22 protein-coding genes are annotated in these 21,805 nt (G+C 43.0%); 13 read left to right on the top strand and 9 right to left on the bottom strand.

All coding sequences use genetic code 11. The annotated features are described in order from the left end of the window. Nucleotides 1–297: 297 nt before the first annotated feature. Both V5804_RS11375 and dcd read right to left on the bottom strand, forming a co-directional pair. The gene (locus V5804_RS11375) at nt 298–3,018 is read right to left on the bottom strand and encodes a TonB-dependent receptor plug domain-containing protein (RefSeq protein ID WP_369591505.1); all 2,721 of its coding nucleotides are present in this window, start codon (nt 3,016–3,018) and stop codon (nt 298–300) included. Nucleotides 3,019–3,359: 341 nt separating this feature from the next. After that, nucleotides 3,360–3,896 carry a dCTP deaminase gene (dcd, locus tag V5804_RS11370; RefSeq protein ID WP_369591504.1) on the bottom strand — a complete coding sequence of 179 codons (537 nt, stop codon included), beginning with the start codon at nt 3,894–3,896 and terminating at the stop codon, nt 3,360–3,362. 74 nt (nt 3,897–3,970) lie between these two features. Between dcd and V5804_RS11365 the strand changes: the two genes are divergently transcribed. The 6 genes from V5804_RS11365 to V5804_RS11340 all read left to right on the top strand — a co-directional run bounded on the left by V5804_RS11365 (nt 3,971) and on the right by V5804_RS11340 (nt 7,628). Further along, a complete protein-coding gene (locus V5804_RS11365) occupies nt 3,971–4,612 on the top strand; it encodes a 4'-phosphopantetheinyl transferase superfamily protein (RefSeq protein WP_369591503.1) in 642 nt (213 codons plus the stop codon). Between the two features lie 142 nt (nt 4,613–4,754). After that, entirely contained in the window at nt 4,755–5,477 is a 723-nt protein-coding gene (lipB, locus tag V5804_RS11360; protein ID WP_369591502.1) for a lipoyl(octanoyl) transferase LipB, read from the top strand. Further along, nucleotides 5,474–6,208 (top strand): SGNH/GDSL hydrolase family protein, encoded by a 735-nt coding sequence (locus V5804_RS11355; RefSeq protein ID WP_369591501.1) that lies wholly within the window; start codon nt 5,474–5,476, stop codon nt 6,206–6,208. The genes lipB and V5804_RS11355 overlap by 4 nt, the downstream gene beginning before the upstream one ends. A 142-nt stretch (nt 6,209–6,350) precedes the next feature. After that, nucleotides 6,351–6,782, top strand: coding sequence for an antitoxin Xre/MbcA/ParS toxin-binding domain-containing protein (locus V5804_RS11350; protein WP_369591500.1), 432 nt, complete (start codon nt 6,351–6,353; stop codon nt 6,780–6,782). Continuing rightward, nucleotides 6,779–7,240 carry an RES family NAD+ phosphorylase gene (locus tag V5804_RS11345; RefSeq protein ID WP_369591499.1) on the top strand — a complete coding sequence of 154 codons (462 nt, stop codon included), beginning with the start codon at nt 6,779–6,781 and terminating at the stop codon, nt 7,238–7,240. Before V5804_RS11350 ends, V5804_RS11345 begins: the two co-directional genes overlap by 4 nt. A gap of 235 nt (nt 7,241–7,475) precedes the next feature. Continuing rightward, the gene (locus tag V5804_RS11340) at nt 7,476–7,628 is read left to right on the top strand and encodes a hypothetical protein (protein ID WP_369591498.1); all 153 of its coding nucleotides are present in this window, start codon (nt 7,476–7,478) and stop codon (nt 7,626–7,628) included. A gap of 295 nt (nt 7,629–7,923) precedes the next feature. On the opposite strand, the gene V5804_RS11335 is transcribed toward V5804_RS11340, so the two are convergent. Then, entirely contained in the window at nt 7,924–9,354 is a 1,431-nt protein-coding gene (locus tag V5804_RS11335) for an L-serine ammonia-lyase (RefSeq protein WP_369591508.1), read from the bottom strand. Between the two features lie 60 nt (nt 9,355–9,414). Between V5804_RS11335 and V5804_RS11330 the strand changes: the two genes are divergently transcribed. Next, nucleotides 9,415–9,711, top strand: coding sequence for a DUF2752 domain-containing protein (locus V5804_RS11330; RefSeq protein ID WP_369591497.1), 297 nt, complete (start codon nt 9,415–9,417; stop codon nt 9,709–9,711). A 61-nt stretch (nt 9,712–9,772) separates the two neighbouring features. Here the strand turns inward: V5804_RS11330 and V5804_RS11325 are convergent, their stop codons facing one another. Continuing rightward, on the bottom strand, nt 9,773–10,504 hold the full coding sequence (locus V5804_RS11325; protein WP_369591496.1) for an RDD family protein: 732 nt from the start codon (nt 10,502–10,504) through the stop codon (nt 9,773–9,775). Nucleotides 10,505–10,595: 91 nt separating this feature from the next. Between V5804_RS11325 and V5804_RS11320 the strand changes: the two genes are divergently transcribed. The 6 genes from V5804_RS11320 to V5804_RS11295 are packed head-to-tail and all read left to right on the top strand — an operon-like array spanning nt 10,596 to nt 16,703. Further along, nucleotides 10,596–11,552: a stage II sporulation protein M gene (locus V5804_RS11320; RefSeq protein WP_369591495.1), complete on the top strand. Its 957-nt coding sequence runs from the start codon at nt 10,596–10,598 to the stop codon at nt 11,550–11,552. 6 nt (nt 11,553–11,558) lie between these two features. After that, complete coding sequence (locus V5804_RS11315) at nt 11,559–12,446, top strand: hypothetical protein (RefSeq protein WP_369591494.1); 888 nt, start codon at nt 11,559–11,561, stop codon at nt 12,444–12,446. 4 nt (nt 12,447–12,450) lie between these two features. Further along, a complete protein-coding gene (locus V5804_RS11310) occupies nt 12,451–13,173 on the top strand; it encodes a DUF4129 domain-containing protein (RefSeq protein WP_369591493.1) in 723 nt (240 codons plus the stop codon). Continuing rightward, nucleotides 13,170–14,369 (top strand): DUF4350 domain-containing protein, encoded by a 1,200-nt coding sequence (locus V5804_RS11305; RefSeq protein WP_369591492.1) that lies wholly within the window; start codon nt 13,170–13,172, stop codon nt 14,367–14,369. The genes V5804_RS11310 and V5804_RS11305 overlap by 4 nt, the downstream gene beginning before the upstream one ends. Beyond that, nucleotides 14,369–15,346: an AAA family ATPase gene (locus V5804_RS11300; protein WP_369591491.1), complete on the top strand. Its 978-nt coding sequence runs from the start codon at nt 14,369–14,371 to the stop codon at nt 15,344–15,346. Before V5804_RS11305 ends, V5804_RS11300 begins: the two co-directional genes overlap by 1 nt. Nucleotides 15,347–15,356: 10 nt before the next feature. Beyond that, a complete protein-coding gene (locus V5804_RS11295; protein ID WP_369591490.1) occupies nt 15,357–16,703 on the top strand; it encodes a DUF58 domain-containing protein in 1,347 nt (448 codons plus the stop codon). A 363-nt stretch (nt 16,704–17,066) separates the two neighbouring features. Here V5804_RS11295 and groL read toward each other — a convergent pair whose 3' ends face one another. From groL to V5804_RS11270, 5 genes are all read right to left on the bottom strand, one after another. Next, nucleotides 17,067–18,707 (bottom strand): chaperonin GroEL, encoded by a 1,641-nt coding sequence (gene groL / locus V5804_RS11290; protein WP_369591489.1) that lies wholly within the window; start codon nt 18,705–18,707, stop codon nt 17,067–17,069. Nucleotides 18,708–18,764: 57 nt separating this feature from the next. Beyond that, nucleotides 18,765–19,040 (bottom strand): co-chaperone GroES, encoded by a 276-nt coding sequence (gene groES, locus V5804_RS11285; protein ID WP_299288051.1) that lies wholly within the window; start codon nt 19,038–19,040, stop codon nt 18,765–18,767. A 248-nt stretch (nt 19,041–19,288) separates the two neighbouring features. After that, nucleotides 19,289–19,639: a preprotein translocase subunit SecG gene (gene secG / locus V5804_RS11280; protein WP_369591488.1), complete on the bottom strand. Its 351-nt coding sequence runs from the start codon at nt 19,637–19,639 to the stop codon at nt 19,289–19,291. 12 nt (nt 19,640–19,651) lie between these two features. Further along, nucleotides 19,652–21,265 (bottom strand): hypothetical protein, encoded by a 1,614-nt coding sequence (locus V5804_RS11275; RefSeq protein WP_369591487.1) that lies wholly within the window; start codon nt 21,263–21,265, stop codon nt 19,652–19,654. Nucleotides 21,266–21,284: 19 nt separating this feature from the next. Beyond that, nucleotides 21,285–21,794: an LptE family protein gene (locus V5804_RS11270; RefSeq protein ID WP_369591486.1), complete on the bottom strand. Its 510-nt coding sequence runs from the start codon at nt 21,792–21,794 to the stop codon at nt 21,285–21,287. Nucleotides 21,795–21,805: the final 11 nt, after the last annotated feature.

Here is a 21,805-nt window from a genome sequence, read left to right as displayed (position 1 = left end):
ATGAATATTATTACAAGAAAATAAAGTCGCAAAAATTATTACAAATGATAGGTAGCGAATTTTCATGGTATTACGCACAACTAGTAAATATACGCATGTTTTGTAAGTCGTTGGTAAATATATATAAACAGTTTTTATTTTAAAAAACATCCGTAATAAAATAGATAACCTGCTAATAATCAAACCACTTATGCTTTCTAAAAACTTTCCGGCAATATAAAATACGCATTGCGTATTTCACGCTGTATTATTGCGGCAATACAGCCTCCAATACTTCTTTTACCACCCAAAAACCCATTACTCCACCCGATACCGATAAACCTGCCTGCCCAAATCCCCATCGCTGTCAATCCCTTCAATCACCACACAGTAAGTGCCTTTACTGTCCGCGTTAAAAAAGCTGAAGCTGGCTTTGCCGGCTGCATCGGTAATTAAGTTGGGGTTCCAGTAAATGGTGGTGCGCAAATCGGCAACGGCTTTATTGGTTTTCGGGTCGTCGTATTTCGGCGCATAAAACTCCTTGCTGCTGGTAAGGCCTTTGGGGTTGTAGGTAACAATGCCAGGCGCATAAGTTTGGACATTGTAATTAGGGCCGCCGCGTTTGGTGTTGATTAAAAGTACGCCGCCGCCGCCTTGCCCGCCATAAATAGCAGTGTAGCCGCCAGAACGCAGCACTTCAATACTTTCAATATCCGCAGGCGGGAGGCTGGTTAAATAATCGCCGCTCACGTAAACCCCATCCACCACGACTTGCATCGGCCGGTTAAAGCTGCGGGTAGAATAAGCGATGCCGTTGCGGAAAATAACGCCCAGCAGCCGCCCCTGCAAAGCCTGTTCAAGTGTTGGGTAATCGCTGAAATGGTAATCATCGCCTTTAATAATCTGGTCGGCATTGCCCGCGCCGTTCAGGTTAGCCGAGTTTTTTAGCGGTGCTTTTTTCTCCGAAATGGTTACTTCTTTTAGCACGATTGTCCGGTTGGCCAGGCCGTATTTCCGCAGGTCATCGTATTGCGCTTTGCTGTTGCGCAGGTAGCCGGCCAGTTCGGTGTTTATGTTAACGGTAACATCGGGCAAGTTTTTGTTTTTGGTAACCAACTGCGGCGGAACCTGGTCCAAAGTAACCTCCACGCTTTTCTTTCCGTTTGTGCCACGCGCCTGGATCACAAAGCGGATGCTGTCCGGGAAAAGCAGTCCTTCAAACCTGAACTTTCCGTTTGCATCCGTAACCGTATCCAGCAAAAACGCACCTTTTGAAGTGGTAAACAAAGTAACCTTGCCCTTTGCAACAGGTTTGCCGCCCAAAGTTTTTACCGTGCCCGAGATCAGCATAGATTGTTCGGGCTGAAAGGTAAGCTGCGGAAAGCTGTTGCCCAAAATCATGCGCCAGGCAAAACGGCGGTAACCTTGCGTCAGCATCAAAACATCCAGATCCGACTGCGTTTTTTCGCTGATTTTGTTAAAATAATAGCCCGGCTGTTCTACATAACCTTTGATATCCGAGGTGAGCAAAAGGTTGGAGATGATCGTGTTTTCCTTATTTTCATCTACCGGAACTTTTGTTTCATCCGTAACCGTAACCGAAACCGAAAAACTGCCCACAACCGGCGCTTTTGCTTTGTTTACCGCGGTAAAGTTTAAATCTACTTTTTGCCGTGGCGAAGTGGTTTCGGGAGAAGCAACGGCAATGTTTAACAAATCCGGGTTTTGGATAAAAACGATACGCTCGTTCAAAGGCTCGCCTTCCTGCGTAAACAGCGTAAACTGGACAATCCCCGAAGGAAAACGTTTTTTCGGAATCCGGGCTGTAAACGATTGGCTTTCCAGCTTGCTTTTGGCCGTATAATAAGCCTCGCCGCCCGATTGGCCAACCACCATAATTTCGGTATTTTGCTTCTGCTTAAAAGTTTCGTTGCTTACCGAAATGCGCAGGCTGATAAAATCCGGGTCGGTATTGTTGATGCTGAGGTTAAAGCCTTGATCGCTTGCTTTGGGCAGGTCAAAACTCTTCTCCGAACCATCCGGAAAAGTAATGCGTGCCGAATAAGTTTTGCCGCTCTCCGGGGTCATGGCGAAAATGCCCATTCCTAAATGCTGGGTGTTGATTTTGGCGATTTCAACTTTATCACTGTTAAAAACGCTGCCTTTAACGGCCACGCCCAAACCATTGGCACCAACTGCTTTAAACGCAACTTTGGTACGGATGCCGTTGACCAGATCACCGCTTTCCGGAAAAAACTGCACGTCCACATCGCTGGAAGTTGCTTTGACCGGTACTGTTTTTACCACTGTTTTTTTATCCTCCATCGTAAGGCTGGTGGTAATCAAACCCGATTTATACAGTTGCGGCTGCGTATTGCTGAAGGTGATGTTCAGGTTTCCGTTAGGATCGGTTACGCCTTTTCCTTTCAAAACCGTCCGAAAATCCAGTTGCGCATTGTAGGTAACCGGCCGATTGGCATAAGGATGATTGTCGAGATCGGCATAATGGATAACGGCGTTGATGCGCTGCACGCCGCTCTCGTTCGAGAATTTATAATTTACACTGGTAAAAACAGTATTGCTGATGGCGTTGCCGATGCTGATGGTTTTATCGAAAAAATAATCTTCGCCAAAATTGCGCATGTATTGTGTATACGCGCGGATGCGGTAGTTGCCTTCGTGCAAGGTATCAGCCAAAGTAAAATCGCCTGCACTTAAACCGGCCGTCAATGGCAAACGCAAAGATTGTTTGATAGAATCTTTTTCGTTGATCAGATCAACGTACAAAATCTTACTCAAGGCCGAAGGCTGGTGTTTGCTGCCAACAACGGTGTAAGCTTTAAAATAAATCACATCGCCGATGGCATAATACGGTTTATCCAGTTGCAGGTAAACTTTTTCGGTTGGATAGTTCTCGGTCAGTTTTTGCAGTTGGGTGATGATTTTTTTCAAAGGGTCATCGTCCTGCCTGGCAATAAAACCAACAAAACCTGCCGATAAAAACAGCAGGGAAAGAATAACTAAATGCTTAAATTTCATAGGTTTAGAAATCAGGAAACAAGGTACTAAACATAACCGATTTTGGCCGGGAAATATTTTATCGTAACGGTTAGGTTACAAACTGGTTTTAGTCATGCCGAACTTGTTTCGGCATCCCATAGGATTGGTTTTAATTTCACGAGAAATTCTGAAATAAATCCAGGATGACAAAGCAGTTTTCCCGCTGTCATTCCGATACGAAGTGAGGAATCTTCTTCAAAGCGAAAGGAATCCTATGCTTCTTTTATCACCTAAAATTTAGTGTCTTTGTTGAAAGAAGATTCTCCCTTCAGTAGAAATGACAAAGCAAGTTAACGCTCATCCGAACACTTAAAGCAAACTTAAAAGCTGTTTTTCCACATCATGCTTTCAACCGGGCGCGTGGTGGGTTTACTGTATTTGGCGTTGGCTTTGGTGTTGTACAAGGTTTCGATCTCGCCTTCCACCACAAAATAAATCAATTGGCCAATCGGCATTCCCGCATAAATACGAACAGGTTGCGTTACCGAAATTTCCAACGTCCAGGTATTGCAAAAACCAACATCGCCTTTGCCGGCCGTGGCGTGGATGTCAATCCCCAAACGGCCCGTACTGCTTTTACCCTCCAAAAATGGCACATGACGGTGCGTTTCGGTATATTCTACGGTTACACCCAAATACAAAGTGTTGGGTTGAAGCAAAAAGCCTTCTTTCGGGATCTCGAAATGATCAATCTCGTTGTGCTGTTTGGCATCCAAAACCCGGTTGCGGTAAGTGGCCAGGTATTTTCCCAAGTGGACATCATAAGAGTTGGTGCCGAGGCAGGTTGGGTCAAAAGGTTCGATGATGATCGTGCCTTTTTCAATTTCCTGTAAAATCAATTTGTCTGATAGGATCATAGTGTGCGAAGATGCAGAACCTAAATTAGAATTATTTAAAATATATTGCCATCCTTTTTTTGCAACTTTACTTCATGGGGATTGCTTATCGTAAAAAGGTGGACGGCGACACCGAACTTGCCCTTTGGAAAATTGAAGAAAATGCCGAAGCACTGTACCAGCAATTGCAACTGGACGAGGGAGAGCAATCTTTTTTACAGAAACTAAGCAGCAGCAAGCGCTATTTGCACTGGCTGGGCACACGGGTTTTGCTGCGCAAGATGCTGAACACGGAAGAATACATTGACTGCCGCGCCGACGAACATGGCAAACCGTATTTAACCACAATCCCTTACCACATTTCTTTCAGCCACAGCTTTGATTATGCTGCCGTGATGATCAGCAAAAAAAAGCCGGTTGGCATTGATATTGAACGCGTTGACCAAAAAGTAGAACGCATTGTGAAAAAGTTTTTGCGCCCGGACGAACTGGCCTTTATCCAACCCAAACACCGGATTATGCAATTGTACACTTGCTGGTGCGCCAAAGAAGCCATTTACAAATGCTACGGAAGGAAAGAAGTTTCCTTTATCAACCATATTTACCTGGATGAATTTGATTATCACGAAGCCGGAACCCTTCATGCGGCCATCAAAAATGAAACCGTAAATTTGGATTTTGAAGTCGAATATTTTCAGTTTAACGATTATATGATTGGGTATGCGAAAGGGGCGTGAGGTAGGAGGAGTGAGGTATGGGGCTTGAGGTATCAGGTTTGAGCCATCAACTATCTGCCATCAGCCTTCCTCTTGCTATTATCCATTAACTATTACCTCAAACCTGATACTTCATACCTCTTCACCTCAAACCTCTCCACCTATGAACAAACACGTTATTTTTGAAGACTGGGGCCTGGTGGATTACAAAGAAGCGTGGGACAGGCAGGAAACCCTTTTTGCCACAACCGTAAAACTGAAAACCGAGCTGCGCCACCGCGGGGAAGACGATGCTTCTTTTACCGGCATAAAAACAGTAACGCCCAATTATTTAATTTTTTGCGAACACCCGCATGTTTATACGCTAGGCAAAAGCGGCAAAAAGGAACATCTTTTATTGTCCGAAAAACAACTGGAAGAAAAGCAGGCGCGCTTTTACCCGATCAACCGCGGCGGCGATATTACCTATCACGGGCCGGGGCAGTTGGTGGTTTACCCGATTTTGGACCTGGATAATTTCTTTACCGATATCCACTTGTACCTGCGCACTTTGGAAGAAGCCGTGATTTTAACATTGGCAGAATATGGCATCTGGGGCGAACGCTTTCCGGGTTATACCGGTGTTTGGCTGGATGCCGATGATCCGCTAAAAGCCCGGAAAATCTGTGCGATGGGCGTTCGGTGCAGCCGTTGGGTTACCATGCATGGTTTGGCCTTCAACATCAACCCTGACCTCGGTTATTTTAAAAATATTATCCCCTGCGGGATAGAAGATAAGGCGGTTGCCTCGATGCAAGGAGAGTTGGGTTCAGCCGTAAATATAGATGACGTTAAGAAAACCCTCAAACACCATATTTCCGTATTATTTGGTATGGAAACAATATGAAATTAACAGCAGGTATATTTATCGCAATTGCAGTTATAACAGGATGCAAAAAGCAACAGGAAACAACACCGTTTGTGCCCATAACTCCTGTTGTTGCACCGCCGGTTAATACTGCTGATACCGCCTTAACTTACCTTGCCCTGGGCGATTCTTATACCATCGGGCAATCGGTGCCAGCCATGCAATCTTTTCCTTTCCAGTTAACGGCACAGTTAAACAATAACAATTACCGCACGGCAAACCCCAAGATTATTGCCCAAACCGGTTGGACTACGGCCGACCTGAAACGCGCCATTGCTGATTCGGCCATCACCAAAAAATACAGCTTTGTTACCTTGCTGATCGGTGTGAACAATCAATTCCAAAACGGCGATACCACCATTTACCGGAATGATTTTGACGAACTGGTAAACACATCCATTAAGTATGCAAAGGGAAATCTAAAACATGTGTTTGTGTTGTCCATTCCGGATTGGTCTGTTACGCCCTATGCAGCTTCCAGCGGACGTAACTTGGCAACCATCAAAACACAGATTAATCGATTTAACAGCATCAACGAAAGGGAAAGCAAACGTTTGGGCGTTAATTACCTTAACATTACCGACATTTCCCGGTTGGCTGCAAACAATCAAAATTTACTGGCCAACGATGGCCTGCACCCTTCCGGCCTGATGTATTTGATGTGGGTGAAGTTATTATTGCCACAAGTGGTTTTAGGGTTGAAGCAATAAGTAGATCTTTTGATTTTAAGCAGGAAGCCAATGCTTCTTTTATCCCCTAAAAATCAGCATTCCGGCATACTGATCAGATCATTAGATTTAATATTTATGCTAATTGTCGTTTTCTATCTGACACTTGTCGTATATTTGATATATGATAAAGACAGAGGAAGTGTTAGAACATAATTTATCTTTTAACTCATTTGATGACAAGGACAGCCTTTTTTTAATAAAAGCAATACGGGAAGGTTTGGATTATTCTTTCTTCGATAACTTGTTAAAATCCATTCCTTTTTCTTTTGTTGAATGGTCTCATTACCTTAATTTATCAGAAAGGACTTTGCAACGCTACAAGAAAGAAAAGAAACCTTTTTTGGCGAACTTTGCAGAACGTATTTTAGAGATTAACCTTCTTTATAAATACGGAGAAGAGGTATTTGAAGATAACGGAAATTTTGATAGCTGGCTAAATACCAAAAGTATTGCTTTGGGCGGAGTGAAACCTAAAGACTTGTTGGATACAACTTTTGGTATTAACTTAGTAAGAGACGAACTTACCCGCATAGAACACGGTGTATTGGCATGAAGCTGTACCGTTTAACCAAATCTAAATATGGCAGGGATTTAAGTGGCAAGGGAGCCGAAATAGGTGGAGGGCGTTGGAATAGTAAAGGTACTCCCATGATTTATACTTCTCAGTCCATTGCCTTGGCTACTACCGAAATTGCAGTACACGTACCTTTGGGAATCCTTCCAAAAGGGTATGTTGTTATTACCTTTGAAATGCCGGATTTGATAATTACAGAAGAACTACAGGAAAACAAACTTCCTTCTGATTGGAAGTCTATTCCGCATTCACATTCCACTCAAATAATTGGAGATAAATTTATCATGAGTAAAAAAGCAGTAATTTTAAAAGTACCATCGGTTGTAGTTCAAGGCGACTTTAACTACCTCATCAATCCAAACCATCATGAGATCAATAAAGTTTCTATAGTAACTATTAACCGGTACGAATTTGATGAACGCTTGTTTTTAAGATAAACAGGAATGCAAAGGTGCATTACTTTGCTTGTAATATCCTGAAACAAATTTGGCATGACCATGCTTCTTTTACCGCCTAAAAATCAGCATTCCGGCATCGAGATCGGGATTTGAATGGCCAGGCCGCCATCCGCGGTTTCTTTGTATTTCGAGTTCATGTCCTGAACGGTTTCCGTTTGTCATCCTGAACTTGTTTCAGAATCCCACAGGATAAACAAAAAACCATGCTTGTGGGATGCCGAAACAAGTTCGGCATGACCATGCTTCTTTTACCGCCCTAAAATCAGCATTCCGGCATCGAGATCGGGATTTGGACAGCCAGGCCGCCATCGGCTGTTTCCTTGTATTTGGAGTTCATGTATTGCACGGTTTCAGTTTGTCATCCTGAACTTGTTTCAGGATCCCACAGGATAAACAAAAAACCATGCTTGTGGGATGCCGAAACAAGTTCGGCATGACCATGCTTCTTTTACCACCCTAAAATCAGCATTCCGGCATCGAGATCGGGATTTGGACGGCCAAACCGCCATCTGCAGTTTCCTTGTATTTCGAGTTCATGTCCTGTGCGGTTTCAGTTTGTCATCCTGGACTTGTTTCAGGATTCCACAGGATAAATAAAAAACCTTGCTTGTGGGATGCCGAAACAAGTTCGGTATGACTATGCTTCTTTTACCACCTAAAAATCAGCATTCCGGCATCGAGATCGGGATTTGAATCGCCAGGCCGCCATCCGCGGTTTCTTTGTATTTCGAGTTCATGTCTTGCGCGGTTTCCCACATCGTTTTTACTACGGCATCTAAACTAACGCGTGCATTGTCCGGGTTGCTTTGCAAAGCCAGCTGCGATGCGGTAATTGCTTTGATCGCTCCCATCGTATTGCGTTCGATGCAGGGAACTTGTACCAATCCGCCGATCGGGTCGCAGGTCATGCCCAAGTGGTGTTCCATTGCGATTTCCGCAGCCATTAAAACCTGGCGCTGGCTTCCGCCCAAACATTCGGTTAAAGCTGCAGCAGCCATCGCGGAAGAAACACCAATTTCAGCCTGACAACCACCCATTGCCGCAGAAATAGTGGAACCTTTTTTAAAAATACTGCCGATTTCGGAAGCCGTTAACAAAAAACGAATGGTTTGGTCAATACTGTTTTTATCGCAGAAAATTAACAGGTATTGCAAAACGGCCGGGATTACGCCTGCCGCACCATTTGTTGGCGCTGTAACCACGCGGCCGAAAGAAGCGTTCTCTTCATTCACAGCCAAAGCAAAACAACTTACCCAATCCAAAATGTATGTAAAGCTGTTGCTTTTTTGTTTGATGGCACTGGTCCAGCTTTCATAATCGTGGTAAACGGCATCGCCCAACAAACGCTTATTCGTTCGGGCAGCACGGCGGGCAACGTTTAAGCCGCCGGGCAAAAAGCCGGATGTGTGGCAGCCGCGGTACAAACACGCTTTCATTACGTCAAAAATCTGCAATACACCGGCTTTGGTTGCTTCTTCGCTGCGCCAGGCCAGTTCGTTTTCCATCACAATATCAGAAATTTTGAGCCCTGTTTTCAAACACCAATGCAGCAAATCGTTTGCGGTTTCGATGGGAAAAGGCAGGTCAACTTCCGGTTTTGCAGCAGAAGATGTGCCGTTGTCGTTCACCACAAAACCGCCGCCGATAGAATAATAAGTTTCGCTGACGGCTTTTCCATCTTCCAAAAAAGCCTGGAAAGTAACCGCGTTTGGGTGAAAAGGCAAGCTGCTGCCCATCAAAAAAAGCAGGTCATCTTCGTACAAAAACGGGATGCTTCTTTTACCACCTAAATTTAGTTGCCTGCTTTGCCGGATGTTTTCAATTTTTGGTTCGATCTGGTCCACATCAAACGTAACCGGATCGTCTCCGCTTAAACCCAGCAAAACGGCAATATCGGTTCCGTGGCCTTTTCCGGTTTTGGCAAGCGAACCGTAAAGCAGGATTTTGACCTGGACAACTTGTGTTAAAACTTCAGAATTTTTTAACAATTGCACAAATTGCTGTGCTGCGCGCCACGGCCCCAAGGTATGCGAACTGGAAGGCCCGATACCAATTTTAAACATATCAAAAACAGAAATTTGCTCTTTTTGCATCATCAAAATTACTATTTTTAAAAGCGATGTGAAGCAGGCATTGCTGCTGTTTAAATAACCATGACCGAAAGTTGGATGAACCGTTTTTTTCTGCCTTGCCCGTTTAAACACTTTACGGGAATTGATTGTCCGGGTTGCGGTTTTCAACGATCGGTACTGGCTTTGCTAAAGGGAAACTGGTTGGAAAGCTGGCATTATTACCCGGCCACCGTGCCGATACTTCTTTTAGCAGTGTTTTTTTTGTTAAAGATGAAAGTGCGGTTTCCTCAGGCAGAAAATATTTCGAAAGTTTTATGGGTGATTGCTGCTGTTACGGTAATTGTTTCTTACGCTTTTAAAATTTCGCCTTTGTTTTAAACGGGTTGAAATTTATTTCTACAAAATTGGCGGCTCTTTGAAAAACTTATTTTTCGTTTCCTTACAATTCCATTTTCGACATTACAAAATTGTAGTCTTTAATAATAGTTTGCAGGAAAGTTGCATCATCAAAACCGGTTTTAATACTCAAATGCGTTTTAATTTGATTAGCCATTTGATGCACTAAAACCGGGTTATGGCTTTGGATAACTTCGTGGATTAGTACAATATCTCGATCAGCCAGTTGGTTCACTTCCTTAAATACCGGAACATAATCTGCTGGAACCGGCGCAAAAGCAATCTGGCTAACATTTGTCCGGGGTTTGGTGGTAACCAAAGTAGTTCCGGCAGCCAAGTCGCCCAGGCGTTGTTTGTTTTGGGTGAAAATAACCGAAATCAAACCAGCCAATTGAAACGTGATCAAAAAATCTACAATACGGAACAGCCAGCGGATTAAATACTGGCCCAAACGTGGCTGGGTGCCATCCAAACTGATCACTTTAATTTTCATGATCCTTTTGCCAACGCTTTGTCCGTTTAAAAAAACTTCGCAAACCAAATCGTAAAAGACTAAGGACAGCAGCCATAGAAAGTATAAACCGCCAAATACATAGCCAAACAAAGTTACTTTTTGTACCGAATTTCCAACGAAAGCAGCAATAGCGATGCCTGCTATCAAGATCAAAATAAAAATCCCGAAATCAATCAACCTGGCCACGATGCGTTCGCCCAAACCTGCCACTTCGTAATCAATTTCTATGTTTTGGGCGGTCGTTATTTTTATCGTTTGCATCGCTAACAAATATATTTTTATTGCCGGAAATAATTATCTTACCCAACAATTAAAAACGTCTTTATCGAAAAATTTATACCCTAAAAGAAGCATGCGCGAAGCTTTATTTATCAAACAAAATTCGGATAAGTGGCAAAAGTACGAGCAGATGCAAACGCAAGACCCGGACGAACTGGCGCAGCGTTTCATCAGCCTGACCGACGACCTGGCTTATGCCAAAACTTTTTACCCGCAATCTAAAACCACGGCTTATTTAAACGGCTTAACCGGGCGTTTGCACCAATCCATCTACAAAAACAAAAAGGAAAAAACAAACCGTTTTATTTTGTTTTGGGAGCAGGAACTGCCTTTGCTTTTTAAGAAGTACCAGCGGCAATTGCTGTACGCGTTTTTGTTTACGGTTGTTTTTGCCTTGATGGGCGCATTATCGGCCAAGTACGACAACAACTTTTTGCGTTTGATTTTGGGTGACCACTACGTCAACATGACGGAAGCCAATATTGCCAAAGGTGATCCGTTTGGCGTTTACAAGCGCGAAAACCCGTACACCATGTTCTTTGGGATTGCCTTTAACAATATTTTTGTGGCTTTTTACTGTTTTGTTGGCGGCGTGTTTTTGTCGCTGGGGAGTATTTACGCATTGATCCGAAACGGGATTATGCTCGGTGCTTTCGAGTATTTTTTCTTTAGCAAAGGTTTTGGGCTGAAATCAGTTCTGGTGATCTGGATCCACGGAACGTTAGAAATTTCTTCCATTATTATTGCCGGCGCCGCCGGTTTGGTTTTAGGCAAAAGCATCCTTTTTCCGAAAACCTACACGCGGATGGAATCTTTTAAACGCGGCGCAAAAGACGGGACAAAAATGGTGATCGGCTTGGTTCCGATTTTTATTGCCGCTGCTTTTTTAGAAAGTTTTGTAACCCGCCACACCGAAATGCCGACCTGGCTCAGCGTAACGATACTGTTTTTATCGGCAGTTTTTATCGTTACTTACGTGGTCATCTACCCAAATTATCTCCATAAAAAACTCAACCTAAACCTAAATTAAACCAACATGCAACCAAAAATTGAATTAGTTAAAACCCGCGATTTCGGGGAAATTATCGGCGACACATTTACTTTTATCGGCCAAAACTGGAAGCCTTTGTTAAAATCTTACGTCATTATTTGCGGCTTTTTTATTGTGGCAAATCTGATTGTGACATTGTTGCAGCAAAAACAGTTGATTGGAGCAATGGGCAATCAAATGACTAACGTTCCATCTCAAGAATGGCGTGGAAGGTTATTAGGGATGTTTGGAATATCTTATTTTCTAAGTTTAGTTTTCGGTTTGTTATCGCTTACTTCCCTTAGTTTATTGCCGCTTTCCTTCATGGCTTTGTACAAAGAAAAAGGAAACGTTGCGCCCGATACCGAAGAAGTTTGGGGCTATTTTAAACACTACTTTTTCCGTTTTTTAGGCAGCTATTTCGTTATCGCAATAGTCTTTATCATCGGTTTTGCGCTTTGTCTCGTTCCCGGCTTTTATTTGATGCCCATTTTATCGCTCATCCTGCCGGTCATCGTTTTTGAAAACGTGGGTCTGGGCCAAGGCTGGTCAAAAAGTTTTAGGCTGATCAAAGAAAACTGGTGGCAAACTTTTGGCGTGCTCATCGTCATCACCATCATCACTTATGCAGCCATGATGGTTTTCGTCCTTCCGGCAACGCTTTTAACGGTTGGCTCTATGTTTTTATCGAAAACAAAGCCAACTTCTTCCGGCCTGATGCTTACCACCGTCGTTTCTGCGCTTTGCTACGTGTTTTACATGTTGCCCTCCATCGCCGCCGCTTTGTGCTATTTCAATTTAAATGAACAGAAAGAAGGAACCGGTTTGATGAACCGCATCAACAACTTTGGCAATAATGATTTGGATGCAGGTTTACCAAAAGAAGAATACTAATTTGATGCTGAAAGTTTTCGGTTTGCTTTGCCTACTGTTTTTGAATGCTTCTTTTATCGCACAAAAATTGGTATCAAAAAAAGCTGCGGCCATTGTGCGTGCAGACAGCAGCAAAGTACAAATCCGGAATTTTAACGCCGTTACGCTAAATGATTACCGGCAGCAGCGCGATTTTAAATACGCTGCCGATGCGGAAGAAGGCTTATCCTTATGGAACCAGTTTTGGAATTGGTTTTGGTATCAGGTGGATAACCTGGCGCGCGGCCGTGTAACCGGCAGCATTTTGCAATGGCTTTTTATCATTTTGGGCACCGCGGCTTTGGTTTTTTTGGTTTTAAAAGTGATGGGAATGGACGTGATGCAAATTTTTACCGGTAAAACAAACACGGTCGAAATCCCTTACAACGAATCGGTCGAAAACATCCACGAAATCAGTTTTGAAGAAGAGATAGAAAAAGCCATTGCCAGCCGCAATTTCCGATTGGCCGTGCGTTTGCTTTTTTTGAATTGTTTGAAGAAGCTGAGTGATGCTGGTGCCATCCAATGGAAAGCGGATAAAACGAACTTGGCTTATCTGCACGAAATACAAAACCCGGAGCAGCAGCAAAAGTTCGGTTTGTTAACGCGGCAGTTCGAGTACGTTTGGTATGGCAATTTTAAGGTTGATCAGGAAAATTTTCAGCAGATCAAAAACGCGTTTCAGCAATTTAACCCAAAGCTGCGATGAAAGACCTGAAAATTTACGTAGCCATCGCTTTTGCGCTGCTCATATTTTATTGCGTGGTGCAGTATAACCGGCCAAAACCAGTGGATTGGAGCCCGACTTATCTCGACACGGATAAAATCCCCTATGGCACTTACCTGTTAAACCATCAGTTAAACGATATTTTTCCCGGCGCCACCATCCAAACTACCCGGATGCCGGTTTACAATACCTTGTTTGATGCGGTGAATGAACACCGTTACCAGCCCGGCAGTTACTTAATTATCGCGCAAAAAGCAGATATTGATGCCGCTGATTTTGGCCAAATGCTGGATTACATTAAAAAAGGGAATGCTGTTTTTATCGCCTCTTTTTATGTGAGCAAGTTTTTAAGCGATACGTTGAAATTAAAAATCAACAGCGAGCCATCGTTTTCTTCCACAAAAAAAACTAAGCTGAGTTTTACCAATCCGATGTTGGACCCAAAGAAAACTTATATGTTCGACAGGCAAATCGGCAATCAATACTTCAGTAAATTTGATACTTCCAAAGCTGTCGTCCTCGGCAAAAACCAATATAAGCACGCCAATTTTATCCGCTACGCTTTTGGCCGAGGCTTTTTGTATTTGATGCCGAGCCCCGATTATTTTACCAACTACAACTTGCTTAAAACCGAAGGCAGCGATTATGCCGCCAAAGCGCTTTCGTATTTGCCCGCAAAAGGAGAAATTATTTGGGATGAATACGCTGCGGCCGGGCCGGAAGGCGAGGGCGATTCGCCAATGCGCGTTTTTTTAAGCCATCATGAATTGCGCTGGGCTTATTTTATTGCTTTGTTTAGCCTGCTTTTTTTTGTGTTGTACGAGGCGAAACGCCGGCAGCGCATCATTCCGGTTGCCGATCCGCTTCAAAATACAACCGTCGAATTTGTGCAGGTGGTTGGCCAGGTTTACTACCAGCAGCGCAACAATTTAAACATCGCTGCCAAAAAAGTTACTTTCTTTTTAGAACAAATTCGCAGCCGTTATCAATTGAAAACTAACGTAATTGACCAGGAACTGATGCAAACTTTAATCCGTAAAAGCGGCGCAAATGCCGATTTGGTTGCGGATATTTTTAAACATATTGATTACGTGCAAACCGGAAAACAGATTTCGGACAAGGAATTAATCCAACTCAATCAGTTAACAGAACAATTTTACAAGCAAACAGGCTTATAATGGAAGAAGAAATTTTTAGCGCGAGGACCGATCTCACGCAATTAAACCAATCGGTAACTGAAATAAAAAATACGCTGGCAAAAGTAGTGGTAGGCCAGCAGGAAATGATTACGCTGCTGATTGCCGGAATTTTGGCCAACGGACACGTTTTGATTGAAGGCGTACCCGGCGTGGCCAAAACTTTGACGGCCAAACTCATCGCCAAATGTATTGATGCCAGTTTTTCGCGCATCCAATTTACGCCCGATCTGATGCCTTCAGATGTGTTGGGCACTTCGGTTTTCAACCCAAAAGAAAGCGAATTTGAGTTTAAGCAAGGTCCAATTTTTGGCAATGTTATTTTGGTGGACGAGATTAACCGCGCGCCGGCAAAAACGCAATCTGCTTTGTTTGAGGTGATGGAAGAGCGGCAAATCACGATTGATGGGCAAACGTACCCGATGCAGGAACCGTTCGTCATCCTCGCCACGCAAAACCCAATTGACCAGGAAGGAACTTACCGTTTGCCGGAAGCGCAGCTCGACCGTTTTTTGTTTAAAATTGAAGTGAAATATCCTTCATTACAAGAAGAAACGGTTATTTTGCAGCAACACCATCAGCAAAAAGCAACCGAACAATTAGACGAAATTAAACCGATTTTGACGGCTGCACAAATAGGAATTTACCGCAACCAAGTGCGTAGTTTGCATGTCGAATCCAAATTGCTGGAGTTTGTCGCCAAAATTATCCACGAAACGCGTAACAGCAAATCGCTTTATTTGGGCGGTTCGCCGCGTGCTTCGTTGGCCATTGTTAACGCCGCCAAAGCCATTGCCGCCATCAGCGGCCGTGATTTTGTTACGCCCGAAGACATCATTTACGTTACGCCTGCTGTTTTGCGACACCGCATCATGCTTTCGCCGGATAAAGAAATGGAAGGCGTAACACCGGATGAAGTGGTGCAGCAAATTATCCAAAAGTTAGAAATACCACGGTAAAAGAAGTATCTTGAAAAACCTTTACACCAATTTTTACCAAAACCTTTTCCTCGGCGGCCGCTTGTTTTTCGGTTTAGGCTTGTCGGTGATACTGTTTTTACTGTCCTTTTTTTTCAGTTGGATGGGCGATGTGCCGCTGTTCTTTTTTTGGGCTTTGCTATTGCTGCTGCTGATTGACCTGGTTTTGCTATACCGAACAAAAAATGGTGTTTTTGCCCGAAGGAACGCTCCCGAACGTTTAAGCAACGGCGACGAAAACGACTTGGGGATTTACGTAGAAAACTTTTATCCGTTCGCTATCAATTTGGGTTTGATTGATGAAACCCCCTTTCAATTTCAAAAACGTGATCTTTGGTTTAAAACCAGTTTGAAATCGCGTGAGCATAAAATGATCAATTACCAGCTTCGGCCAACTAAACGCGGTGAATATGAGTTTGGCGATATTCTTGCTTACGTTCAGTCACCAATTAAACTCATTAGCCGCCGTTACACTTTTGAGCAGGCAGAAGTATTGCCCGTTTATCCTTCTTTTTTGCAGATGCAGCAATACGAACTGCTGGCTGTTTCTAACCGTTTGACCGAAATTGGTGTTAAAAAGATTAGGCGGATTGGGCATAGCATGGAGTTTGAGCAGATCAAAAACTATGTTCCCGGCGATGATTACCGAACCATCAACTGGAAAGCCACTGCCCGAAAAGGCGATACAATGGTGAATGCTTTTACCGACGAAAAATCGCAGCAGGTGTTTTGCATCATTGATAAATCGCGGGCGATGAAAATGCCGTTTGAAGGTTTGAGTTTGCTGGATTATGCCATCAACGCAACGCTGGCTTTGTTAAATGTGGCAATGCTGAAAGAAGACCGCGCAGGTTTAATCACCGTTTCCGAAAAAATTGGCGCTGTGGTTCCTGCTGACCGTCGTTCCGGCCATCTTCATAAATTATTGCAAGTACTTCATAAAGAAAAAACGCGCTATTTAGAAACGAATATGGAAGCGTTGTACGGCACTGTTCGTGGGGCAATAAAACAACGCAGTCTGTTGATTTTTTTCACCAATTTCGAAAGCCTTGCTGCCATGGAGCGGCAGTTGCCTTTTCTGCGGAAAATTGCCCGTTTACATTTGCTTTTAGTAGTATTTTTTAAAAATACAGAACTGGAAAAAATAACACGAGAGCCAGCGAACGATGTAGAAGATATCTACATTAAAACCATTGCTGAAAAGTTTTTGTATGAAAAGAAACTGATTGTAAAAGAATTGAACCGATTTGGTATTCAATCCATTTTGTGCGATCCCAAAGATTTAACAGTTACTGCTATTAATAAATACTTGGATATTAAAGCAAGACAACAAATTTGAAAAAGTAAGTTTTTTTCGATAATTTTCTTTTAATACCAATTACAACAGAGAAAATAAAATAGTGGGGACTTCTAAAGCTACCCAGTCAATCAGGATAGTCCTAAAATGTTTCTTTTTTGTGCAAAGTGCTTTCATGTCTTTTATGGTACAAACTTAATGCCTGCAATTTTCTAAAGTGTCATATTTATATAAGTTTAAACATTTAATCGCTTGATTAAGTTAGAAAAGCAAATTCCTTAACAATTTCTTAAAGCAATACTTCTTTTACCACACCATTTTTGGCAGAAAATAGGAAAGCCTGTCTGATTTAACAGACAGGCTTTCAGTATATATTAAAAAGTGTTTAAGAATGAAACGGCTTGATTACATCATGCCGCCCATGCCACCACCACCCATTGGAGGCATACCGGCACCGCCTTTTTCATCTTCCGGGTCGTCTGCCAAAACCACTTCTGTTGTCAGCAACATGGCTGCGATAGAAGCTGCATTTTCCAATGCTACGCGGCCTACTTTAGTCGGATCAATCACACCGGCGCCAATTAAATTTTCGTATTTATCGGTACGGGCATTGTAACCAAAATCAGCAGTACCTTCTTTTACTTTTTGCACTACGATAGAACCTTCGATACCTGCGTTTTCGCAAATTTGGCGCAATGGTTCTTCAATAGCACGACGAATAATTTGGATACCTGTATTTTCGTCTTCATTTTCGCCTTTCAAATCCTTTAAAGAATCTACCGCGCGGATAAAAGCAACACCACCACCGGCAACAATACCTTCTTCAACCGCAGCGCGGGTTGCATGTAAAGCATCGTCAACACGGTCTTTTTTCTCTTTCATTTCTACTTCGGTAGCAGCACCAACGTAAAGAACAGCAACACCGCCGGACAATTTGGCCAAGCGCTCTTGCAATTTTTCGCGGTCGTAATCAGAAGTAGTTGATTCAATTTGAGATTTAATCTGGTTAACGCGGTTTTTAATTTCTTCGGATTGGCCTGCACCATTGATTATGGTTGTGTTGTCTTTATCAACCACAATTTTTTCGGCAGTACCTAAGTAAGAAAGGTCGGCGTTTTCTAATTTGTAACCTCTTTCTTCAGAAATTACCGTTCCGCCAGTTAAAATTGCGATATCTTCCAACATTGCTTTACGACGATCACCAAAACCAGGCGCTTTAACAGCAACCACTTTTAGCGAACCACGGATTTTATTAACAACCAAAGTTGCCAATGCTTCTCCGTCTAAATCTTCAGCAATAATTAATAACGGTTTGCCTGTTTGAACTTGTTTTTCCAATACCGGCAACAATTCCTTCATCGAAGAAATCTTTTTATCGTAGATCAAAATGTAAGGGTTTTCTAATTCCGCTTCCATTTTATCCGCATTGGTAACAAAATATGGGGAAAGATAACCACGGTCAAACTGCATACCTTCAACCGTTCTCACTTCAGTTTCTGTGCCTTTTGCTTCTTCAACAGTGATTACGCCGTCTTTGCCCACTTTTTCCATTGCGGTAGCAATTAAAGCACCAATCACTTCATCGTTATTGGCAGAGATAGAAGCAACTTGTTTGATTTTGTTATTGTCTTCACCAACAGTTTGAGATTGTTTTTTCAAATCTTCAACAACAGCCGCAACCGCTTTATCAATACCGCGTTTCAAATCCATTGGGTTTGCACCGGCAGCCACGTTTTTAATACCGGCCGTAACGATAGCCTGGGCCAAAACAGTAGCCGTAGTTGTTCCATCACCTGCAATATCGGCAGTTTTAGAAGCCACTTCTTTTACCATTTGTGCGCCCATGTTTTCTAAAGAATCTTTCAGTTCGATTTCTTTAGCAACCGTTACACCGTCTTTGGTGATAATTGGTGAACCAAATTTTTTGTCGATGATAACGTTACGGCCTTTTGGGCCTAAAGTTACTTTAACTGCATTAGCTAAAATATCAACACCGCGTTTTAAAGCATCGCGTGCTTCTACATTGTATTTAACTTGTTTTGCCATTGTATTTTTGAATTTTACTTTTTGAAATAAATCGTTTTAATAAAAATCAGTTTAAGTTTACAGCACCGCGTAAACATCTGATTCGCGCATAATTAAGTACTCTTTACCTTCGTAAGTAATTTCAGTACCGGCATATTTGCCATATAAAACCTGATCGCCAACTTTAACAACTAAAGGCTCATCTTTTTTGCCTTCGCCCACTGCAACGATGGTTCCGCGTTGTGGTTTTTCTTTTGCAGTGTCAGGAATGAAAATGCCGGATGCAGTCTTTTCTTCGGCAGCGGCAGCTTCTACCACTACTCTGTCTCCAATTGGTTTGATGTTTAATGACATAGTTATTTTTGAATTTTTAGTTTTAGATAAAAAATATGTTTTTGCAGACGGTTCAACAGCAACTGTGCCAAATGTACTTTTGTGCATATATTGGCTTATTGGCTGCTCTGGCTTGTCAAAATTACGTTTTTAAAAACAGAGGAAGCTGTTTTTAAAATAAACGAACGTGCCATCCTGGCAGAAAGAATAGAAAACAAAAAAGGCTTCCGGTTGTCCAAAAGCCTTTTTAGCTGATACTGTTTTTATGCCTATTTTTTTGCTGGCGACTGCGGGCTGGTTACCGGCGGCAAATTAAGCGGACCGCTGACCGGGGCAGTAAGTTTAGAAGCTTTTTCAATTTGTTCCTGGTTTTGGATGTTGGTAGCTCTTGCCGGCCCGCTTTTGGCAACCACATTGATGGCCAGCGAAAACACCATCAGCACAATGGCCAAAACCCAAGTGCCTTTTTCTAAAAAGTCGCCGGTTTTTTGCACGCCCATCATTTGCGTTGAACTCGAAAAATTAGAATTTAAACCGCCGCCTTTCGGGTTTTGGATCAATACGATCAAGCCAAGCAGGATGCACACAATAATAATCAGGATAACAAGCACTAAATACATTTCGGGTATGGGTTAATTTATTTTTTGTTCGATCAAATCAATTTGGGCGGTAAAGTAACGGTTTTTTTCCGGAAACTTCAACAGCAGCTTTTTATACGTATCCAGGGCTTTGTGGTAAAGCATTTGGTCTAAATAAATTTTGGCCAGCGTTTCCGTTACCAAAATGTCCGCATCTTCCGAGCTTCTTTTAGCCTTGTTTTCCGTGTCCAATTTATCGCTGCTAGGCGGATGGATGTGCGGTTCCTGGATGATAAAACGCTCGATCAACTGGTCTTCCTTGCGTTTTACCGGCGGCTCGATCACCGGTGGCAAACTGCTTTCCGCCATTTCGTGCGGCGGTTTGGTATGAAAAATACTTTCGATGTATTGCTGGTGCAGTTCCGGGCCAACACTCAAATTACTTTCCGGCTTTTCGTTTTGCTGGTTTTTTACGTAAGGCTGGTAAGTTCCGGCATATTCTTTCCGGGTTTTGTCGAGCCACCACATAAACGTGTACGGCATTTTGTCATCATGGTATTTTGATACCGTTTCGGGCTCCGTTTGTTCCGATAACTCCGGTTTCGCCAGAACAATTTCCTGCTTATCTTCCGCTTTTTCCTGAACAGAAGGCGTTTGGTTTTGCCCGAACTTGTTGTTAAAAGTGAAGTAATCAATAGAAGCAATGCTGCTCAGCATATCTTTTTCCGCCTTGTCCTGAATGGTGAAAGCCGGTTTTTCTTCCGTTTTAGTTTCAGGTTCAGTTTCGGTTTCAGGCTGAGGTTCAGCTTCAGGTTTTTGCGGCGATGCTGTTTTTACCACCCCAAAATCCATGTCCTCAATCGCCATGATCTCCTCAAAAACCTCTTCGTCAATTTCATTGGAAAAAGAAGCATCGGGCAAAGAAGAAGGGTCGGTTTCCTGTATAATATCTTCCTGTATTGAAAAAGGGCTCGGCGTTTCTTCAACCAAAACCAGTTCGGTTCCTAATTCCGCAGACTGTTCAACTTGTGCATCCGTGTTGATAAAATTTAAGCTGACATCTTCTACGCGAAGGTCGTTTTCGGCAGCCATCGCTTCTTCCGGTTTCAGTTCGATGCCAGGGTCAACGGTTGTCAATTGCTCTTCGGACACCAAATTTATGCCGGTAAAAGAAGCATCCGGATTTTGTTCGATTTTAGCATCAATAATTTCCGGCTGCTCTTCGGACACCAATTTTATGCCGGTAAAAGAAGCATCCGTTTTTGGCGGAACAATCTCTTCAGAAACCAAAACTTCATTGTCATCTGATAACGAAATTACCGTTGCAAAAGAAGCATTCAGTTTTAAAGGTTCTGCTTTTTGCGGGATTTGTACCGGCGGAAACAGTTTTTCCGGTTTTGCGGCAGCCAATAATTCCGGTTGATGGATTAGCTTAAACAAAACTTCGCGGTTGGCTACGTTCACAGCGGCAGCTTGCAATCTTTTTACCGCTGTTTCTGCTTCGCTTGATTGTGCCGCTTTGGCCAGCAGCAAGTGGAAAATGCTGCAAGCCGGATAAAGCTGCACCAACGCTTCCAAAGCTGCTATATTATTTATATTGGCAGCAGCCGGATTGGCAATCAAGCTTTGTAAAATTTCGGGCTTCGCCCCGGTTTGTATTTGTTCCACGGTTGAAAAACGATTTAGCTTACCAATTTGCAAAAGCCCGGTTAAAAATATCTTCCGTCAACTGTGGGATAATGGCCGCGATCAAAGCCTGTTCCTGCGTCCCGATATCGCCCTGGTAATCTTTGTAACGCGAAAACGGCTGCTCAAAACTCTGTTTCGGGTCTAAACTGTTGGTGTATTTTACAGTAACCGTAATCGTTAAACGGTTGGTGTTTACAATCGGCGCGGTGTTGGTGGTGTTGGCCGGCAAAACAGTTGGCGCGATGGAATAATTGGTGATGCGGCCTTCCAAAGTTGCATCTGCTTCTCCGCGAACCGTGCTTAAACGGGTTTGCGTACGGATACGGTCTTGCAATGCCTGGGTAAAAGTCTGGCTTAAATTATTGATAACCAAAGGCGCAACGTTTTCAAAATACATTACGTTTACGGTTTTTAAGTTTCCAACCGAACCACCGCTTAACGAATAAACGCCGCAGGATTGAAACAGCAACAGCAAAGGTACAATCAGCAGCAGCACATATTTTTTCATGGTAAAAGAAG

Origin of the sequence: Mucilaginibacter sp. (genome assembly GCF_041088075.1) — a bacterium.
Lineage (GTDB): Bacteria > Bacteroidota > Bacteroidia > Sphingobacteriales > Sphingobacteriaceae > Mucilaginibacter_A.
This window is presented reverse-complemented; position numbering and strand designations above follow the sequence as displayed.

Bases quoted from the DNA above. Each gene is read 5' to 3' on its own strand.
- secG (WP_369591488.1), bottom strand. From the start codon at position 19,639: ATGTATTTAGTGCTTGTTATCCTGATTATTATTGTGTGCATCCTGCTT.
- V5804_RS11330 (WP_369591497.1), top strand. From the start codon at position 9,415: ATGACCGAAAGTTGGATGAACCGTTTTTTTCTGCCTTGCCCGTTTAAA.
- groL (WP_369591489.1), bottom strand. From the start codon at position 18,707: ATGGCAAAACAAGTTAAATACAATGTAGAAGCACGCGATGCTTTAAAA.
- V5804_RS11345 (WP_369591499.1), top strand. From the start codon at position 6,779: ATGAAGCTGTACCGTTTAACCAAATCTAAATATGGCAGGGATTTAAGT.
- V5804_RS11365 (WP_369591503.1), top strand. From the start codon at position 3,971: ATGGGGATTGCTTATCGTAAAAAGGTGGACGGCGACACCGAACTTGCC.
- V5804_RS11350 (WP_369591500.1), top strand. From the start codon at position 6,351: ATGATAAAGACAGAGGAAGTGTTAGAACATAATTTATCTTTTAACTCA.
- V5804_RS11315 (WP_369591494.1), top strand. From the start codon at position 11,559: ATGCAACCAAAAATTGAATTAGTTAAAACCCGCGATTTCGGGGAAATT.
- V5804_RS11375 (WP_369591505.1), bottom strand. From the start codon at position 3,018: ATGAAATTTAAGCATTTAGTTATTCTTTCCCTGCTGTTTTTATCGGCA.
- V5804_RS11300 (WP_369591491.1), top strand. From the start codon at position 14,369: ATGGAAGAAGAAATTTTTAGCGCGAGGACCGATCTCACGCAATTAAAC.
- V5804_RS11305 (WP_369591492.1), top strand. From the start codon at position 13,170: ATGAAAGACCTGAAAATTTACGTAGCCATCGCTTTTGCGCTGCTCATA.
- V5804_RS11355 (WP_369591501.1), top strand. From the start codon at position 5,474: ATGAAATTAACAGCAGGTATATTTATCGCAATTGCAGTTATAACAGGA.
- V5804_RS11335 (WP_369591508.1), bottom strand. From the start codon at position 9,354: ATGCAAAAAGAGCAAATTTCTGTTTTTGATATGTTTAAAATTGGTATC.
- groES (WP_299288051.1), bottom strand. From the start codon at position 19,040: ATGTCATTAAACATCAAACCAATTGGAGACAGAGTAGTGGTAGAAGCT.
- dcd (WP_369591504.1), bottom strand. From the start codon at position 3,896: ATGATCCTATCAGACAAATTGATTTTACAGGAAATTGAAAAAGGCACG.
- V5804_RS11320 (WP_369591495.1), top strand. From the start codon at position 10,596: ATGCGCGAAGCTTTATTTATCAAACAAAATTCGGATAAGTGGCAAAAG.
- lipB (WP_369591502.1), top strand. From the start codon at position 4,755: ATGAACAAACACGTTATTTTTGAAGACTGGGGCCTGGTGGATTACAAA.
- V5804_RS11340 (WP_369591498.1), top strand. From the start codon at position 7,476: ATGCCGAAACAAGTTCGGCATGACCATGCTTCTTTTACCGCCCTAAAA.
- V5804_RS11325 (WP_369591496.1), bottom strand. From the start codon at position 10,504: ATGCAAACGATAAAAATAACGACCGCCCAAAACATAGAAATTGATTAC.
- V5804_RS11270 (WP_369591486.1), bottom strand. From the start codon at position 21,794: ATGAAAAAATATGTGCTGCTGCTGATTGTACCTTTGCTGTTGCTGTTT.
- V5804_RS11310 (WP_369591493.1), top strand. From the start codon at position 12,451: ATGCTGAAAGTTTTCGGTTTGCTTTGCCTACTGTTTTTGAATGCTTCT.